Annotated in this window: 14 protein-coding genes; 7 read left to right on the top strand and 7 right to left on the bottom strand. The window is 66.6% G+C overall.

Annotated features, from left to right (window positions below):
* Positions 1–6: 6 nt before the first annotated feature.
* Genes rapZ through EWE75_RS00140 form a run of 4 tightly spaced genes read right to left on the bottom strand, consistent with a single transcriptional unit; the run spans position 7 to position 3,620 of the window.
* Positions 7–957: an RNase adapter RapZ gene (gene rapZ / locus EWE75_RS00155; protein WP_130154682.1), complete on the bottom strand. Its 951-nt coding sequence runs from the start codon at positions 955–957 to the stop codon at positions 7–9.
* Entirely contained in the window at positions 954–1,379 is a 426-nt protein-coding gene (locus tag EWE75_RS00150) for an HPr kinase/phosphorylase (protein WP_130154681.1), read from the bottom strand. The genes rapZ and EWE75_RS00150 overlap by 4 nt, the downstream gene beginning before the upstream one ends.
* Complete coding sequence (locus EWE75_RS00145; RefSeq protein ID WP_130154680.1) at positions 1,376–2,944, bottom strand: sensor histidine kinase; 1,569 nt, start codon at positions 2,942–2,944, stop codon at positions 1,376–1,378. The genes EWE75_RS00150 and EWE75_RS00145 overlap by 4 nt, the downstream gene beginning before the upstream one ends.
* Positions 2,913–3,620: a response regulator transcription factor gene (locus EWE75_RS00140; RefSeq protein WP_130154679.1), complete on the bottom strand. Its 708-nt coding sequence runs from the start codon at positions 3,618–3,620 to the stop codon at positions 2,913–2,915. The genes EWE75_RS00145 and EWE75_RS00140 overlap by 32 nt, the downstream gene beginning before the upstream one ends.
* Before the next feature lie 163 nt (positions 3,621–3,783).
* Between EWE75_RS00140 and EWE75_RS00135 the strand changes: the two genes are divergently transcribed.
* The 3 genes from EWE75_RS00135 to EWE75_RS00125 all read left to right on the top strand — a co-directional run bounded on the left by EWE75_RS00135 (position 3,784) and on the right by EWE75_RS00125 (position 6,956).
* The gene (locus EWE75_RS00135; protein ID WP_130154678.1) at positions 3,784–5,397 is read left to right on the top strand and encodes a phosphoenolpyruvate carboxykinase; all 1,614 of its coding nucleotides are present in this window, start codon (positions 3,784–3,786) and stop codon (positions 5,395–5,397) included.
* 57 nt (positions 5,398–5,454) lie between these two features.
* Entirely contained in the window at positions 5,455–5,790 is a 336-nt protein-coding gene (locus EWE75_RS00130) for a hypothetical protein (protein WP_345789360.1), read from the top strand.
* 83 nt (positions 5,791–5,873) lie between these two features.
* Positions 5,874–6,956 carry a mechanosensitive ion channel family protein gene (locus EWE75_RS00125; protein WP_130154677.1) on the top strand — a complete coding sequence of 361 codons (1,083 nt, stop codon included), beginning with the start codon at positions 5,874–5,876 and terminating at the stop codon, positions 6,954–6,956.
* A gap of 28 nt (positions 6,957–6,984) precedes the next feature.
* Here the strand turns inward: EWE75_RS00125 and EWE75_RS00120 are convergent, their stop codons facing one another.
* Both EWE75_RS00120 and EWE75_RS00115 read right to left on the bottom strand, forming a co-directional pair.
* On the bottom strand, positions 6,985–7,431 hold the full coding sequence (locus EWE75_RS00120) for an NfeD family protein (protein ID WP_130154676.1): 447 nt from the start codon (positions 7,429–7,431) through the stop codon (positions 6,985–6,987).
* Positions 7,428–8,402, bottom strand: a complete 975-nt coding sequence (locus EWE75_RS00115) for an SPFH domain-containing protein (protein WP_130154887.1) — start codon at positions 8,400–8,402, stop codon at positions 7,428–7,430. The genes EWE75_RS00120 and EWE75_RS00115 overlap by 4 nt, the downstream gene beginning before the upstream one ends.
* Positions 8,403–8,549: 147 nt before the next feature.
* Here EWE75_RS00115 and guaB point away from each other — a divergent pair, with 147 nt between their 5' ends.
* Positions 8,550–10,007 (top strand): IMP dehydrogenase, encoded by a 1,458-nt coding sequence (guaB, locus tag EWE75_RS00110; protein ID WP_130154675.1) that lies wholly within the window; start codon positions 8,550–8,552, stop codon positions 10,005–10,007.
* Between the two features lie 30 nt (positions 10,008–10,037).
* On the opposite strand, the gene EWE75_RS00105 is transcribed toward guaB, so the two are convergent.
* Complete coding sequence (locus EWE75_RS00105) at positions 10,038–12,662, bottom strand: glycoside hydrolase family 2 protein (protein ID WP_130154674.1); 2,625 nt, start codon at positions 12,660–12,662, stop codon at positions 10,038–10,040.
* Between the two features lie 215 nt (positions 12,663–12,877).
* Here EWE75_RS00105 and EWE75_RS00100 point away from each other — a divergent pair, with 215 nt between their 5' ends.
* The 3 genes from EWE75_RS00100 to EWE75_RS00090 are packed head-to-tail and all read left to right on the top strand — an operon-like array spanning position 12,878 to position 17,546.
* The gene (locus EWE75_RS00100) at positions 12,878–15,133 is read left to right on the top strand and encodes an alpha-galactosidase (RefSeq protein ID WP_130154673.1); all 2,256 of its coding nucleotides are present in this window, start codon (positions 12,878–12,880) and stop codon (positions 15,131–15,133) included.
* Positions 15,130–16,035 (top strand): ROK family protein, encoded by a 906-nt coding sequence (locus EWE75_RS00095; protein WP_130154672.1) that lies wholly within the window; start codon positions 15,130–15,132, stop codon positions 16,033–16,035. Before EWE75_RS00100 ends, EWE75_RS00095 begins: the two co-directional genes overlap by 4 nt.
* Positions 16,032–17,546: a tryptophan halogenase family protein gene (locus EWE75_RS00090; RefSeq protein ID WP_130154671.1), complete on the top strand. Its 1,515-nt coding sequence runs from the start codon at positions 16,032–16,034 to the stop codon at positions 17,544–17,546. Before EWE75_RS00095 ends, EWE75_RS00090 begins: the two co-directional genes overlap by 4 nt.
* Positions 17,547–17,560: the final 14 nt, after the last annotated feature.

The raw sequence follows: 17,560 nt of genomic DNA, 5'->3' as shown, positions 1-17,560 counted from the left end.
TGCTCATCAAACCTGCGTCCCGTCCCCGTCGGCTACCCCCCGGGTGCCCTCCAGCGAGTCTTGCGGCGATGCAGCAAGATCGCGATGCACGACCGTGGGCGAAAAACCCGCGCCGCGCAACCGCGCCGCCACCCGCTCGGTGACGTGAACCGACCTGTGTCTCCCTCCGGTACAGCCGAAGGCGATGGTGACGTAGGATTTTCCCTCGGCCCTGTAGCGCGGCAGCAACAGCAGCAGCAGCGATTCGATCTGTCCGACCGCGGATTCATAGGCTGGGTCTTCGGCGATATAGGCGCTCACGTCGGCATCGAGTCCCGTACCGGGACGAAGCTCCGGCACCCAATGCGGATTGCGCAGGAAGCGCATGTCAAAGACGAGATCGGCGCTGCGCGGCAGCCCGCGCGCGAAGCCGAACGACATGACCTGCAACGTCGGTTCGCCGAGCCGATCCCCCGAGAAGGTCGCGCGGACTTGTTGCGTCAGCTCGTTGGCGGTCATGTCGGTGGTGTCGATCAGCCGGTTCGCCCAGCTCCTGAGCGGCGCCAGCAACTCGCGCTCGCGTGCGATGCCGTCCACCGCCGGCCGGTCGAGCGCGAGCGGATGTCGCCGCCGCGTCTCGGAATAGCGCCGCGCCAGTTCGCCCCCGGCGCAATCGAGAAACAACGTGCCGATATCGAGGCCATGCCCCTCGCGCAGCGATTCGATCCGGCTGACGATCCGCGCCGGATCGAAATCGCGCGTGCGCGCGTCGATGCCGATCGCGAGCGGCTGCGACGATCCATCCGCGCCCTCGGGCAGCGGCGCGCTCAACAGCCGGTCGAGCAGCGCCAGCGGCAGATTGTCGACGATCTCCCAGCCGAGATCTTCCAGCGTGCGCAACACGGTCGACTTGCCCGCGCCGGACATGCCGGTGACGAGAAGGATGTCCTTGCGGTCCCGAGTATCAATCGCGCTCATGTCGTTTCGCCTGTCACCCGCCGCAACGCCAGTTCCACCTTGAGCGGCGCTGAAGCCTCGTAAGAATCTGCCCGAATGAGCGGAATTGCAATGCCGTAGATTACCTCAGTCAGCCCGGCTTCGGGCATCCGTAGCATCGGCTCGCCGAGCCGCACCACCAGCGCCACGGCCACGTCGGCGCGATGGGGCAGGGGCACGATGCCGATGCCGCGCACCTCGATCAGCCCCGCGATCGTCGCGGGTGGGGCGGCGACCAGCGTGCCTTCCACCATCGTCAGCAGCGTCTGGTCGTCGCTCACCAGCACCGCACCGCGATCGATCAGCCGCAGCGCGAGATCGGACTTGCCGCTGCCCGAGGCGCCGATCAGCAGCACCGCATGTTCGCCGATTGCGACGCAGGTCGCATGTAGCCGCACCGTCACGCGCGCGGCCCGAGCGGGAGGCGCACCACGAAGCGCGCGCCGTGCAGCCGGTCCTCGCGCGATTCGACATGGATCGTGCCGTGATGCGCCTCGACGATCGTCCGCGCGATCGCGAGGCCAAGCCCCGAATGCTTGCCGAACGATTCGTCCTCGGGCCGGAACGAATGGAAGCGGTTGAAAATCGTCTCGCGCGATTCCTCCGGCACGCCGGGGCCTTCGTCCTCGACGCGGATCACCAGATCGTCGCCGTCCTCGACGGCGGAGATCACGATCACGCCCTGTTCGGGCGAGAAGGAGATGGCGTTGTCGATCAAATTCTCGAACACCCGCTCCAGCCGCGCGCCTTCGCCCAGCACGGTGAGCGCGCCGCCGGTCGGCCGGTCGAAGCGCAGCACCACATCATGCTCGATCCCGCGCGCGGTGTGTTGCGCGATCAGCCCGGCGATCAGCGCGCCCAGATCGACTGGCTCGAACTTGGCGCGGCCGAGTTGCGCGTCGAGCCGCGACGCTTCGGAAATGTCGGTGATGAGCCGATCGAGCCGGTGGACGTCATCGCGCACGATCGCGAGCAACTGCCGCTGTAGCTCGGGGTCGCGCACGTTTGCCAGCCCCTCGACCGCAGACCGCAACGAAGCGAGCGGGTTCTTCATCTCGTGAGTCACGTCGGCGGCGAAGGCTTCGATCGCGTCGATCCGCGCGCGCAACGCGAGGCTCATGTCGGACAGCGCGCGCGCGAGCATGCCGATCTCGTCGCGGCGCGAGGGCAGGCGCGGCACCACCACCTCACGCGCACGCCCCATCCGAACGCGCACCGCCGACCAGGCCAGCCGGCGCAAGGGGCGAACGATCGTGCGCGCGAGGAACAGCGACAGCAGCACCGACACCAGCGACACGATCGCCAGCACCACGCTCAGCCGGAACCGTTCGAGCCGCACCGTCTGGGTGATGTCGCGCGCGTTCACCGTCGTCATCACCACGCCGCCGTTGGGCACGGCGGCGGCGGCGGTGATCACCGGCGTGCGATCGGGCGCGCGCCACACCGTCGCCGGCGCGCGCAGGCTGTCGCGGGCAAGCCGCACGTCGGGCCAGTCCGAACCCGAGCGGCGCTCCCGGTACAGCGGCGCGCGCGGGGCGCCGACCACGGTGTCGATCATCGCATCAAGGAAGCGCGCCGCCGCCATGCCCCAATCCTGCTTGTCAGGATCAAGCAGCACGAAATTGCGCTTCCCCAGCGCGCGCGTGTCGAGCACCGGCCGCGCCGCGCGGTCGTACAGGCGGATGCGCGTGCCGGTATCGCGCGCCAGCCTAAGCGCCACCGCCGGTCGCGCGTCCGGGGCGACCGCGCCGAGCGCCTCGGCGATCAGCCGCGCCTCGCGGCTCGCCTGCGCGACGCGGCTGTCGACGATCCGGCTGCGATACGAATCGAGATAGAAGAACCCGCCCGCCAGCATCGCCAGCGCGAATACGTTGACGAACAGGATGCGCGGGGTCAGCGAGACCCGCGCGGACCAGCGCAGCGTCAGCTCGCGGTCGTCACTCCTCGGAGAAGCGATAGCCGGCTCCATACAGCGTTTCGATCGCATCGAAATCGGCATCGGTCTGGCGGAACTTGCGGCGCACGCGCTTGATGTGGCTGTCGATCGTGCGGTCGTCGACGTAGATGTCGTCGTGATAGGCGGCATCCATCAATTGGTTGCGCGTCTTCACCACGCCGGGGCGCTGCGCCAGCGCCTCGAGGATCAGGAATTCGGTGACGGTCAGAGTTACGTCGCCGCCGTTCCACGTAACCCGATGCCGGGACGTGTCCATCGACAGCCGCCCGCGCACCAGCACCGTTTCGGCCGGCTCGCCGCTCTCGGCAGCGCCCGCCGGCGACACTTCGGTGCGGCGCAGGATGGCGCGGATGCGCGCGATCAGCAGCCGCTGCGAGAACGGCTTGGCGATATAATCGTCCGCGCCCATCGCCAGGCCGAGCGCCTCGTCGAGCTCGTCGTCCTTCGAGGTGAGGAAGATCACCGGGATCATGCTCTTCTCGCGCATCCGCCGCAGCAGTTCGAGCCCGTCCATGCGCGGCATCTTGATATCGAAGATGGCGAGATCGGGCGGATTGTCGATCAGTGCCTTGAGCGCGGTCTCGCCATCCGAATAGACGCGGGTGAGGAACCCTTCGGCCTGAAGCGCGATCGACACCGAGGTGAGGATGTTGCGGTCATCATCGACGAGCGCGATCGTAGCCGTCATCGCAATGCACACCTTCGTTACTGGGAGACCGCGTTAGTCCAAAGCGCGCGACCGCTCAACACCGCCAGATCGGACGCGTTTGACCGGCGGGGGTGCGAGCGATATGCCAATCAGGTCATGAGACACGCGCACGATCGATACGATCGGCCGTACTGGGGAGACTATAGTGAAGAACGATCGTATTCCGGACGCAGGCCTTGCCGCGCAGGGCATCGAAACCAAAGCCAAACTCAACTGGAATCTGCCGACCGCGCGGCTCGTCGAGGCGGCGGTCGCGCGCGGCGAGGGCCGGCTGTCGATCGACGGCGCGTTGGTCGTCGAGACCGGCGCGCACACCGGCCGTTCCGCGCAGGACAAGTTCATCGTCCGCGATGCCGAGACCGAGAACACGGTCTGGTGGGGCAAGACCAACAAGGGCATGACCCCCGATCAGTTCGCCGCGCTGAAAGCCGATTTCTTCGCCGCCGTTGCGGACAAGGACGAGCTGTTCGTGCAGGATCTGTTCGGCGGATCGCAGCCCGAATATCGCGTCCACGTCCGCGTCATCACCGAACTGGCGTGGCACAGCAGCTTCATCCGCACGCTTTTGGTCCGCCCCGAAGAGAGCGAACTCAAGAGCTTCGGCGCTGAATATACGATCATCGACCTGCCGAGCTTCCGAGCCGACCCGGCGAAGCACGGCACCCGCAGCGAGACGGTGATCGCGGTCAATTTCACCGAGAAACTGATCCTGATCGGCGGCACCAAATATGCCGGCGAAATGAAGAAGTCGGTGTTCGGGCTGCTCAACTACAAGCTGCCGCCGATGGGCGTGATGCCGATGCATTGTTCGGCCAACATCGGCCCCAACGGCGACACTGCCGTGTTCTTCGGCCTGTCGGGCACCGGCAAGACCACGCTGTCGGCCGACGCCAGCCGCACGCTGATCGGCGATGACGAACATGGCTGGTCGGACACCGCCGTGTTCAACTTCGAGGGCGGTTGCTACGCCAAGATGATCAACCTCTCGCCCGAGGCCGAGCCGGAGATCTACGCCACCACCAAGCGGTTCGGCACGATCCTCGAAAACGTCGTGATGGACGCCGACACCCGCACGCTCGATTTCAACGACAATACCCTCGCCGAGAACAGCCGCGGGTCGTACCCGATCGACTTCATCCCCAATGCCTCGGCCGAGAACATGGGGCCGGTGCCGAAGAATATCATCTTCCTCACCGCAGACGCGTACGGCGTGCTCCCGCCGATCTCCAAGCTCACCCCCGATCAGGCGATGTACCATTTCCTCTCGGGCTATACCGCGCGCGTCGCCGGCACCGAGATCGGCGTGACCGAACCGTCGGCGACCTTCTCGACCTGCTTCGGCGCGCCGTTCATGCCGCGCCACCCGTCGGTCTACGGCAATCTGCTCAAGGAGCGAATCGCCAAGGGCGGGGTCGATTGCTGGCTGGTCAACACCGGCTGGACCGGCGGCAAATACGGCGTCGGCCGCCGCATGCCGATCAAGGCGACCCGCGCGCTGCTCAATGCCGCGCTCGACGGCAGCCTCAACGACGCCGCGTTCCGCACCGATCCGAACTTCGGCTTCAAGGTGCCGGTGGCGGTGGCCGGCGTCGATACGGCGATCCTCGATCCGCGCGAGACCTGGGCGGACAAGGATGCGTATGACGCGACCGCGACCAAGCTGGTCGATCAGTTCGTCGAGAACTTCGCGCAGTTCGCCGACCATGTCGACGAAGGCGTGCGCCAGTCCGCGCCGAAGACCTCCGCCAGCGTGTAATCCGGTTGATTGTGTCCGGGCGGTGGGCCGTGTTAGGCCGACCGCCCGGGACGATCGATGAAGGACTTCACTATGGGATTGCTCGACGGACTGCTCTCGCAAGTCACCCAGAATGTCGATGTCGCCGGCCTCGCCAGCAAGGTCGGCATTTCGCCCGAACAGGCCGAAGCCGCTATCGCCGCGCTCGCACAGGCGCACGCCGCCCCCACCGACACGGTGACGACCGCCGCTGACCAGACCGGGCTGCCGACCGACATCCTCCAGCAGATCATCACCCATATCGGCGGCGAAGGCTCGCTCGGCCAATTCGCGGGGCTGCTCCAGGGCGAAGCCGGGCAGGGCGTGCTCGGCCAGCTCGAAGGCTTCGCCTCGGGATTGTTTGGAAAGAAATAATCCGGGCGCCAGCATGGCGGTGCGCGCGCCGCCATGCTGCACCTGCGAGGAACGCTTGCCGGTGTGAGCGGTTATCTGTGGTCATGTCGACCGTAGCAATCGCCGGATGGACCGTCCCCGCATCGATCGTCAATGTCGCGACGGTCGCCATCACCGTGTTGCTCGCGCTCGCGCTGCACTGGCTGGTGATGAACGCGCTGCGCCGCATCGCCGAGCGCACCCCCGGTTCGGCCGACGACATCTTCGTCAATTACGCCAAGCGCCCGCTGCAATTCATCCTCATCACGCTCGGCCTCGCGATGGTGCGCGAGTCGCTCGATCTCGGCAAGACCGGCACGATCCTGTGGGCGCGGGTGGCGGGCATGCTGGTGCCCGCGCTGATCGGCTGGCTGGCGATCAACATGATCCGCGCGAGCGACCTGGCGATCTCGCTGTTCGCCGACATATCGGTCGCCGACAATCTCCGCGCCCGCCGCCGCCGCACGCGCAGCGCGATCCTCACCCAGATTGCGCTTCTAGGCGTCGGCTTCGTCACGATCTGCCTGATGCTGCTCAGCATCCCGAGCGTGCGCAGCGTCGGCGTTACCCTGATGGCGTCCGCCGGCCTCGCCGCGCTCGCGGTCGGCGCCGCCGCGCAGCCGCTGCTCAAGAACGTCATCGCCGGCATCCAGATGGCGTTCACCGAGCCGATCCGGCTCGACGACGTCGTCATCATCGAAGGCGAATGGGGCAAGGTCGAGGAAATCCGCCTCACCTATGTTGTCGTGAGGATTTGGGATGAACGCCGGCTGGTCGTGCCGGTCTCCAAATTCCTTGAGGACAGCTTCCAGAACTGGACGCGGACCGGCTCGCAACTGCTCGGCTCGGCATTCTTCTATCTCGATCCGACCGCCAACATCGCCCGCCTGCGCGAGAAATACACCGAGATCGTCAGCGCCAACCCGCGCTGGGACGGGCGCGCGCAAGTGCTGCAAGTCACCGACATGAAGCCCGACGCGATCGAAGTCCGCATCCTCGCCACCGCGCGCGATGCCCCGACCGCGTTCGACCTGCGCTGCGACCTGCGCGAAGCGATGCTCGCCTATATCCGCGACGAAATGCCCGAGGCTTTGCCCCGGCACCGCGCAGAGGTGGGCCGGGAGGAGTGGAAGCGCGTCACCCCCTGACGTCACCCCGGCGCAAGCTGGGGCTGGACTATGGGGCCACCGGCTCCACCACCAGCGCGCCGTCGCGGACCGCCACCACACGCACATACGCCCCGGCCGCCGCATCGGCGCCATGCGCGGGCCAACTGCCGTCGGCGACCCTGACGCGGCCCGCACCGCCGACGATCGGCTCGCACACCGACACCCGCTCGCCGATCAATCGCGCGGCGCGGTCGTTGAGCAACGGATCGACCGCCACCCCCATCCGCGCGCCGCGATACCAGCGCCATCCAAGCGCCACCGTTGCTGCCGTCGCGCCCGCGCAGACCAGCGCCTGAACGAGCACCGGCACCCCCGGCACGATTGCCACCAATCCCGCGATTCCAGCGCCAACGGCAAGGAAGATCAGGAAAAATCCCGGCGCAAGGATCTCGGCGATCACCAGCACGATCGCACCCGCGAACCACAGCGCCGCGTCGCTCCAGCCGGCGATCATTGCGCAGGTTCCGCGAACGGCCCACGCGGGCGCGTTGGCGCGGGCGGAGCGGGTGTGGCGCTCATATCACCGAGCGCCGACTTCGCCAGTTCGCCGATCCCGCCCAGCGTCCCCATCAACTGCGTCGCTTCGACCGGGAACAGGATCGTTTTGGCGTTGGGTGATGTCGCGAACTTGCCGATCGCCTCGACATATTTCTGCGCGATGAAATAGTTGATCGCCTGCGTGCTGCCGCCTTCGATCGCGTCGGACACCAGCTTGGTCGCGGTCGCTTCCGCCTGCGCCGAACGCTCGCGTGCCTCGGCATCGCGGAACGCGGCTTCCTTACGGCCTTCCGCTTCAAGGATCTGCGCCTGTTTCAGCCCTTCCGCGCGGTTGATGCCGTTCTGCCGGGCCGCCTCGGATTCGAGGATCGTCGCGCGCTTCTCGCGCTCGGCCTTCATCTGGCGCGTCATCGCGTTGACGATGTCGGCGGGCGGGCGGATGTCCTTCAATTCGACGCGTGTGATCTTGACGCCCCACGCCTCGGTCGCCTGATCGACCACCGCGAGCAGCCGCGCGTTGATCTCGTCGCGCTTCGACAGCAGTTCGTCGAGGTCCATCGATCCCATCACCGTGCGCAGATTGGTGGTGGCGAGCTGCATGATCGCGACGTAGAGGTCACTCACCTCATATGCTGCCTTGGCCGCGTGGAGCACTTGGAAAAACACCACCCCGTCGACCGCGACCATCGCGTTGTCCTTGGTGATGATTTCCTGCCCCGGAATGTCGAGAACCTGCTCCATCATGTTGACCTTGCGGCCAATCCGGTCGAACACCGGCACGATGAAGGTGAGGCCGGGCTGGGCGGTGCCGGTGAATTTGCCGAACCGCTCGATCGTATATTGATAGCCTTGGCGGACGACCTTCATTCCCATCATCAGATAGAGGAAGACCAGCAGCAGCAGCAGTCCCGCGAGCGTAAGCGCCATCGTCATATCCCCTGATCGTACGCCGTTAGATCTAGCAGATCGCCTCGCGTGAACAAACCTTCACCCCGCACCCCTAGCGCCAGCGGGGGCCGTTGTTTACATGGACCGCCACGACTCGCTTCCCCCCAAAGCAGGACACGGCACTTCATGGACATTCGCCTCGGCCTCACTTTCGACGACGTCCTGCTGTACCCGGCCGAAAGCGATATCGTCCCCAGCCAGACCAACACCGCAACGCAATTGACGCGCGGCATCGCGCTCGACATTCCGATCCTGTCCTCGGCGATGGACACCGTCACCGAGGCCGACATGGCGATCGTGATGGCGCAGCTTGGCGGCATCGGCGTGCTCCACCGCAACCTGACGGTCGAGGATCAGGTTGCCGCCGTGCGCGCGGTCAAGCGGTTCGAGAGCGGCATGGTGGTGAACCCGATCACGATCGCCCCCTCCGCCACGCTCGCCGAGGCGCAGGCGATCATGAAGCGCCACAAGATCAGCGGCATCCCTGTCGTCGAGGCGAACGGCAAGCTCGTCGGCATCCTCACCAACCGCGACGTGCGCTTCGCCGAGAATCCCGCGCAGCCGGTCTCCGAGCTGATGACGCACGACAATCTCGCCACCGTCTCGCCCGGCGTCACTTCGGAAGAGGCGCGCCGCCTGCTCCACCAGCGCCGCATCGAGAAGCTGATCGTGGTCGACGACGCATATCGCTGCATCGGCCTCATCACCGTCAAGGATATCGAGAAGGCGGTCACCTATCCCAACGCGACCAAGGACGGCACCGGCCGGCTTCGCGTCGCCGCCGCCACCACCGTCGGCGACAAGGGGTTCGACCGCACCGCCGCGCTGATCGACGCCGAACTCGACCTTGTCGTGATCGACACCGCGCACGGCCACAACCGCGACGTCGCGCGCGCGGTCGAGCGCGTCAAGAAGCTCTCCAACTCGGTGCAGGTGATCGCCGGCAACGTCGCGACCGGCGAGGCCACGCGCGCGCTGATCGACGCGGGCGCGGACGGCATCAAGGTCGGCATCGGGCCGGGCTCGATCTGCACCACCCGCGTCGTCGCCGGCGTCGGTGTTCCGCAATTGACCGCAGTTATGGACTGCGCCGAGATCGGCCAGAAATACGGCGTCCCCGTCATCGCCGACGGCGGCATCCGCACCTCGGGCGACATCGCCAAGGCGCTCGCCGGTGGCGCATCGTGCGTGATGATCGGCTCGCTGCTGGCAGGCACCGAGGAAGCGCCCGGCGAGACGTTCCTGTATCAGGGCCGCGCCTACAAGAGCTATCGCGGCATGGGTTCGGTCGGGGCGATGGGCCGTGGTTCGGCCGATCGCTATTTCCAGGGTGACATCAAGGATCAGCTCAAGCTGGTGCCCGAGGGGATCGAGGGGCAAGTCGCGTACAAGGGACCGGCCAAGGACGTGATCCACCAGCTCGTCGGCGGCATCCGCGCGGCGATGGGCTATACCGGCTCGGCGACGATCGCCGACTTGCAGAAGCGCGCGCGCTTCGTGCAGATCACCGGCGCTGGCTTGCGCGAGAGCCATGTCCATGACGTGACGATCACGCGCGAGGCGCCGAACTATCCGACCCGGTAAGGGGTGAATAAGGCGCTGTCGCGAAGCCGTTCAGTCGGTTCGCAGGGCGCCGGTGATCTGAAGCTCCGCCAGACCGACGATCGCGCCGGCCGGTGCGCGCAGCCGGACCCGCACGTTGCGGCCGGCGTGGGCTTCGGTCTCGACGGTCCGGGTCTGGCTCGAGTCCTGCCCCTCGATCTGCTCGGCCAGCTTCTGCCAGGTGCCCTGGCTGTCCTGCACTTCGGCCACGAAGCCATAGGTGCCCGCCTGTGGAAAGCTGAGCGTCAGCCGGTGGACTTCGACCACACGTTCCATGTCGATCGTGATCGTTCCGGTCGCGTCCCCCGTCGCGGGTGCCCAGTAGGTCGCGGCGTTGCCGTCATTGGCCAGCCGCGAGCTGTGGTCGGGCGCGTTGGAGCTTGAGAAAGTCGGATTGTTCAGTCCGAAAACGCCGTCGCCGGCCCGTTCGCGTACCGCCGGTACGAACGGAACGTAGGGGCGGTCGGCGGCGAGCGGTGTCTTGCCGGCCACGAACGCGGGGCCTTGCAGCGTGCGTACCTGTGCGGTCCCATCCTGCAACCCAGCCGATGTGGCGCGCAGACGCGTGACCCCGGCTTGCCAGCTCCGCATGGCGATCGCCGCTTCACCATCACGGATGACGATGTCGCTATCGGGCGCGAAATCGATCGCCCGGCCGGTCGGCAGCTCACCGGGGCCGGACTCGATGACGAGGTGGACCGGCGGACTGTTGCTCAGCCGCTTGCCGGCTGCGTCGACCACGCTGACGATCACCTGCACATCGTCGGTGCCATCGGCACGCGCGATCGTTGGCGAACTGGTGGTGATCCGCAGCGCCGCCGGCGTTCCCGCGACCGGCCACACTGGTGGGGCGACGCGCGCATAGGCGTTGCGATACCAGTAATATTGCCGCTTCGGCAGGCGGAAATAGTCGATCATGCCCATGCCCCCGAACCGCTTGCCGGCGATCGAGCCGTGGTCGAACCCTGCCCAGATCACCTCGCCTGAGCGCCACGGAAGCCGCCACGAGCCTTCCCGGGTCTTGTCCGCGCCGACCGTGTTGGGCAGGTCGTCCCAGCCGGGTGCGTAGGCGCCGGGCCGATCGGTCATGGTCACCCCGTACTCCGCGACGAAGTTGGGAATGCCGGGGTTGGGGAACAGGCTCGCGCCATCGCCATTGTAGCCGACGATATCGCCCAGCTTGTCGATGTCGCCGCGCTGCGCGCCGTCGATTGAGGCGGGGCGGGTGGCATCAAGCTGGTGCGTCAGGTCGACCTCCTCGCGCAGCAGCCGCTTGACGTCGGGCATGGTCTCCTTCGCCGAGAAGAAGACCTCATTGTCCATGCCCCAGGCGATGATCGAAGGATGGTTGCGGTTGATGCGGATCAGCTCGGTCAATTGTTGCTTCACGTTCGCGTCGAACGCCGCGCGCTGGGCCGGATCGGTCGGATAGGCGGAGGCGCCCCACGAGTTCTTGAAGCCGGCGGTTCCCCAGAACGGCACTTCGGGCAGGAATAACATACCCTGGCGATCGGTCGCTTCGGCGAAGTGCGGGTCGTGCGGGTAGTGCGAGCCGCGGATGAAGTCGAAGCCGGCATCCTTGATGAGGCGAACGTCACGGTCGATCGCGCCGTTGGTGACGGCGTCGCCCCAGCCGGCCTGATCCTGATGCACGTTGGCGCCGCGAAAGTAGCGATGTTGACCGTTCAGGAAGAAGCCCTTGTCCGCCGTCCATTTGAACCACCGGAATCCGAATTCCGTGTCGAACCGGTCGCGGGCGCGACCGCCGACGATGAGTGTGGTCGCCGCATGATAGAGCGCCGGCGTCTCCGGGCTCCACAGCCGTGGACGGGCGATCGGCGCCGAGCGTTGGCTGGCGACGACCGTCGCGCCGGGTGCGACGCTGACGTGCGCGTCGGGCAAGCTGGCGACGGTCGTACCACCGGCATCCACCACCTGCGTCCGCACGGTGACAGTGGCGGCAGCGGCGCCGTCGTTACGCACTTCCGTCTCGACCACGACCTTGCCCGACGCCGCCGACAGTTCAGGCGTGGTGATGCGCGTGCCGGTCCACGGCACATGCACCGCGTCCGACCTGACCAGCCAGACATCACGGTACAATCCGCCGCTGAACACATGCTCGCCCGCGCGGGGCGCGAGGGTCGGCTGCCACGCGTTGTTGACACGCACGGCGACGACGTTGCGCCCGGGCCGAACCGCTGCGGAAATATCGACGGGGAAGCCGGTATAGCCACCACGATGGTGCGCGAGCTCGATGCCGTTCACATAGACGCGCGCGTCCTGGAACGCGCCTTCGAACTCAAGCGACAGGCGCTGGCCAGCGGGCAGTGGCGGCAAGGTGAAGCTTTGCCGATACCAGCCATCGCCCGTGTAGAAAGCGGCAGCCCGGAAATACGGCTCGCTGAAACTGTGCGGCAGACCGACCGTGCTCCAGCTTCGATCGTCAAACGCTGCCGCCTGCGCCGCGTCGTTCTCGCCGAGCTTGAAGCGCCAATCGGCATTGAAGTTTGTCCGGCTGCGGCCGGAGGTGCCGACGTCGGCACTCCGAGGCGCTTGGCCGTTAGCGGCGAGCGGGCCGGTCAACGATGCGAGCACGACGGCGAGGGAGCCGAGATAGGCCAGACGTCTGATGTTCAAAACTCTCTCCCCGCTGGCTCGTCGCACGTTTCGAGAACACCGCGCCCGACTCTTTCAGTCGCATGCCAGAGACTTCCCAGTGCGTAATTGCACACGCTTGGGTTTGGAACCCCGCATCGACGGCACAAGGCAGCAGTCTTGCTACCAGTCACAAGTTCGCTTACGGCTATGCAATCGTTTGCAGTGCGACCGCATATAAGATCGGCGCGGATAGGATGGGAAAGCGTATGCGCTTCGGTCGATTGCTGATCGTCCTCGGTATGATCGTAGTGGTGCCTGCCGGCGCGGAGGCGAAGGTGAGCGCTCCGGCGGGCGCGCGCGTTTTCCGCCTCGACGGGGCGGGCGTGACCTACGCGATGGGCGTGGATGAAAAGGGCTATCTTCAGCCGCTATATTGGGGTGCGCCGCTGGCCGCAGGCGATCCCATCGTATCGAACGATCCGGCCAGACCGGGTGATCCCGTCTTCGTCAAGGCGCCACCGGAGCTTTCCGGTTTCGATACTGCCGGCTCCGTGACGCCACAAGAATATCCCGGTCAGGGCGAGGGGTTGGTCAGCGATCCAGGTTTGAAGACGGTCTTCGCGGACGGTAACCGTGATCTGGTGCTCAAATACCGCGCGCATCATGTCGAGGGTGAGACGCTCGTCATCGAATTGGCCGACATCCTCCGGCCGCTCACCGTAACGCTGCGGTACACAATCGATCCGGTGACGGGCGTGATCGCGCGATCGGCAGCGGTCCACAATGGCGACAAGCGGGCCGTGCGGATCGATCAGGTCGCGGCAGCGGTGTTTACCCTGCCGACCGGCGACGATTATCGGCTTCACTACCTAACCGGGCGACATGCGGCCGAGTGGCAGAAGAAGGATCTGCCGATCACCCCCGCGCCGACACTGATCGAAAGCCGGCGTGGTTCGACCGGTCATGGCAACAATCCCTGGTTCGCGATCGGCCGGGATGGACTCACCAGCGAAGAGGCTGGTCCGGTATGGTACGGGGCACTCGCTTGGTCGGGCTCGTTCCGAATCAGCGTCGGCCAGGATAACCTTGGGCGCATTCGTGTCGCGGCGGGCTACAACCCTTATGATTTCTCCTGGTCGCTGCGACCTGGTGAGACGCTCACGACGCCGATCTTCTATGCCGGCTATACGGACGGCGGGATGGGTGGGGCGTCGCGGACCTTCCACCGCTTCCAGACCGCGCACATCCTGCCGGGTGGCGACGCATCCAAACCGCGCCCGGTGCTGTACAATAGCTGGGAGGCGACCACCTTCGACGTGACCGAGGCGGGGCAGGAGGTGCTGGCGACCAAGGCGGCGCGGATCGGCGTCGAGCGGTTCGTGGTCGATGACGGCTGGTTCGGCGCGCGCGACAGCGACAAGGCGGGCCTCGGCGACTGGGTGGTCAACCGGCGCAAGTTCCCGCAAGGCCTGACACCGCTGATCGACAAGGTGAAATCGCTTGGCATGGATTTTGGCCTGTGGGTCGAGCCCGAGATGGTCAACGCCAACAGCGACCTGTACCGCGCGCATCCCGATTGGGTGCTCAACTATACGGGCCGGCCGCGCACCGAGGGCCGCAACCAGCTCGTGCTCAACCTCGCACGGACCGATGTGCGCGACCATCTGCTCGGCATGCTCGACCGGTTGGTCAGCGAGAATGACATCGCCTTCCTGAAATGGGACTATAACCGCAACTGGACCGAAGCAGGCTGGCCAGAGGCGGCGCCGCAGGATCAGCAGCGCGTCTATGTCGAGTATGTCCGCAATCTGTATTACATCCTGTCCGAGCTGAGGCGGCGTCATCCCAAGCTCGAGATCGAGGATTGTTCGGGCGGCGGCGGTCGCGTCGATCTCGGCATGATGGGGCTGACTGACGAGGTCTGGCCATCCGATAACACCGATCCGGCTGACCGGCTGATGATTCAGGACGGCTTCACCCAGGCCTATTCCGTCGCCGTGATGATGGCGTGGGTAACCGACAGTCCGAACTGGGCGAACACGCGCAAGACCACGCTCGATTACCGCTTCCTGTCGTCGATGCAGGGTGGGCTGGGGATCGGTGCCAATCTCGATATGTGGCAACCCGAAGATTTCGCCACTGCGACGAAGTGGATCGCCGCATATAAGACGATCCGTGCGACCGTTCAGCGCGGCGACCTGTACCGGATCGATCCGCCGACGCGTGACAACGCATCCTCTGCGACGATGTACGTCGGGCGCGACAAGCGCCAGGGCGTGATGTTCCAGATGCTGCATTCCTCGATGTGGCGCGATAATCCGGCGGCCGAGCACCCGCGCGGACTCGACCCGGCACGCGTCTATGCGGTGTCGGTGCTGGGTGGCGGCGCGCTTCCAGCCGGCGTGCCCGCACAGGCGAGCGGCGCCTATTGGATGGATCGAGGGTTGCGTGCGCCGCTGAAAGGCGATTTCGTCGGCATGGCTTTCCTGTTCGAGGCGGTGGATCGATGACGACGCAAACGCATGATGCGGGCCTGCCGCTGCTCGGTTGTATCGAGGCGGGCGGCACGAAGTTCGTGCTGGGCGTGGCCACCGGGCCGGATACCGTGTTGCGGACCGCACGCGTGGCGACGACCCGGCCCGACGAGACGATCGGCGCGGCGCTTGATTTCTTCCGCACCGCGGCGGCCGATTTCGGTGCGTTTGCCGCATTCGGTATCGCCAGCTTCGGCCCGGTCGATCTCGATCCGCGTTCCTCCGGCTGGGGCCGGATCGGCGATACGCCTAAAGAGGGCTGGCGTGATGCCGATATCGCCGGACCGTTCGGGCAGGCGTTCGATTGCCCGGTCGGTTTCGATACCGACGTCAATGGGGCAATCCTGGCCGAACATCTGTGGGGCGCGGCGCGGGGTACGGACGTGGCGGTGTACGTCACGGTCGGCACCGGCATCGGCGGCGGCGCGCTGGTGGCGGGGCGCCCGGTGCACGGCCTGCGCCATCCCGAGATGGGGCATATGCTGCCCCGGCGCCACCCGGACGACCGGGACTTCGCCGGCATTTGCCCGTTCCACGGCGATTGTCTGGAGGGGCTGGCGAGCGGGCCGGCGATCATCGCGCGCTGGGGTGCGTCGCTGTCCGAACTGCCCGAGGGGCATGTCGGGCGGACGATCATCGCCGATTACCTCGCGCAGCTCGTCGTCGCGCAACACGCGATACTGTCGCCGCAGCGGATCGTGTTCGGCGGCGGCGTGCTGGCGACGCCGGGGCTGCTCGATCTGGTGCGTGCGCGTGCGGAGGTGCTGGCAGCCGGCTATTTCGGTGACGGTGGCGACGGGTTGATCGTCGCGCCGGGGCTGGGCGACCGCGCCGGGCTGCTCGGCGCGCTGGCGCTCGCGCAGCGGGCGAGGCGATGACAGCGCCTGCCGGGCCGATCACTTCAATCCTGATCGTCGGCGGCGGCACCGCCGGCTGGATGACGGCGGCGGCGCTCGCGCGTGCGCTGCCACGCCACTGCGCGATCACGCTCGTCGAATCGGAGGAGATCGGCACGGTCGGCGTGGGCGAGGCGACCATTCCGCCGATCCGGCTGTTCAACCAGACGCTCGGCATCGACGAGGCCGAGTTTCTTCGCGAAACCGGCGGCACCTTCAAGCTCGGCATCGAACTCGTCGATTGGGGCCGCGTCGGCCACCGCTATTTCCATCCGTTCGGAACGCACGGCAAGCCGTTCGATCTGGTCGCGGTGCATCAGCATTGGCTGGCGGCGCGCGCGGATGGATGCGGGATCGCGTTCGATGATCTGGCGATGGCATGGGGCGCCGCCCAGCGTGGCCGATTCGCGATGCCGATGACCGATCCGCGCCATGTCGGCTCGACGTTCGACTATGCCTATCATTTCGATGCCGGCCGCTATGCCGCGTTCCTGCGCCGCTACGCCGAGCAACGCGGGGTCACGCGGGTGGAGGGCAAGGCGGTCGATGTCGCGCGCGATGGCGAGACTGGCCTGCTCAGCACGGTGACGCTCGCCGACGGGCGCACGCTGGCCGCCGATCTGTTCGTCGATTGCTCGGGGTTTCGCGGGTTGCTGATCGAAGGCGCGCTCGCGGCCGGGTATGAGACGTGGACGCAGTGGCTGCCGTGCGATCGTGCGGTTGCGGTGCCGTGCGCGTCGGTCGGGCCGCCCGCGCCCTATACGCGGTCCACCGCCGATGCCGCCGGCTGGCGCTGGCGCATCCCGCTCCAGCATCGCACCGGCAACGGCTATGTCTATCGCAGCAGTGATGTGTCCGACGACGAGGCGGCGGCGACCTTGCTCGCCAAACTGGATGGCGAGCCGCTGGCCGAGCCGCGCTTCCTACGCTTCACCACCGGGCGCCGCCGCAGCTTCTGGACGGGCAATGTCGTCGCGATCGGCCTGTCGAGCGGGTTCATGGAACCGCTCGAATCGACCAGCATCCACCTGATCCAGACCGGCATCGCCAAGCTGATCGCGCTGTTCCCGGATCGCGGGTTCGACCCTGCGCTGATCGCCGAATACAACCGCATCGCCACCACCGAGTTCGAGCGGATTCGCGACTTCCTGATCCTGCACTACAAGCTGACCGAGCGACGTGACACGCCGCTGTGGCGGGAGTGCGCGGCGATGGCGGTGCCCGAGACGCTGCAGTTCAAGATCGATCATTTCCGCCGCTCCGGCCGGCATGTCCCACGCGAGCTGGATCTGTTCGGGGAGGCGAGCTGGACAGCGGTGCATCTCGGCCAGTCCAACCTGCCTGAAGGCCGCGATCCGTTGCTGGGGTACGCGCAGGATGCCGCCGCGAGCCGCGTCTTCGTCGAGCGGCTCGCCGGCGCGATCCAGACGGCGGCCGAAAGCATGCCCGCGCATGACCAGTACATCGCGCATGTGCTCTCCCGGCAACACTAAGGCATGATCGAGCA

The sequence above is a fragment of the Sphingomonas populi genome (assembly GCF_004208535.1).
Classification (GTDB): Bacteria; Pseudomonadota; Alphaproteobacteria; order Sphingomonadales; family Sphingomonadaceae; genus Sphingomonas; species Sphingomonas populi.
The sequence above is the reverse complement of the archived record's forward strand: the minus strand, read 5'-3'. Positions and strand labels throughout refer to the sequence as shown.

Bases quoted from the DNA above. Each gene is read 5' to 3' on its own strand.
- rapZ (WP_130154682.1), bottom strand. From the start codon at position 957: ATGAGCGCGATTGATACTCGGGACCGCAAGGACATCCTTCTCGTCACC.
- EWE75_RS00095 (WP_130154672.1), top strand. From the start codon at position 15,130: ATGACGACGCAAACGCATGATGCGGGCCTGCCGCTGCTCGGTTGTATC.
- EWE75_RS00115 (WP_130154887.1), bottom strand. From the start codon at position 8,402: ATGGCGCTTACGCTCGCGGGACTGCTGCTGCTGCTGGTCTTCCTCTAT.
- EWE75_RS00130 (WP_345789360.1), top strand. From the start codon at position 5,455: ATGAAGGACTTCACTATGGGATTGCTCGACGGACTGCTCTCGCAAGTC.
- EWE75_RS00145 (WP_130154680.1), bottom strand. From the start codon at position 2,944: ATGGAGCCGGCTATCGCTTCTCCGAGGAGTGACGACCGCGAGCTGACG.
- EWE75_RS00140 (WP_130154679.1), bottom strand. From the start codon at position 3,620: ATGACGGCTACGATCGCGCTCGTCGATGATGACCGCAACATCCTCACC.
- guaB (WP_130154675.1), top strand. From the start codon at position 8,550: ATGGACATTCGCCTCGGCCTCACTTTCGACGACGTCCTGCTGTACCCG.
- EWE75_RS00120 (WP_130154676.1), bottom strand. From the start codon at position 7,431: ATGATCGCCGGCTGGAGCGACGCGGCGCTGTGGTTCGCGGGTGCGATC.
- EWE75_RS00090 (WP_130154671.1), top strand. From the start codon at position 16,032: ATGACAGCGCCTGCCGGGCCGATCACTTCAATCCTGATCGTCGGCGGC.
- EWE75_RS00100 (WP_130154673.1), top strand. From the start codon at position 12,878: ATGGGAAAGCGTATGCGCTTCGGTCGATTGCTGATCGTCCTCGGTATG.
- EWE75_RS00125 (WP_130154677.1), top strand. From the start codon at position 5,874: ATGTCGACCGTAGCAATCGCCGGATGGACCGTCCCCGCATCGATCGTC.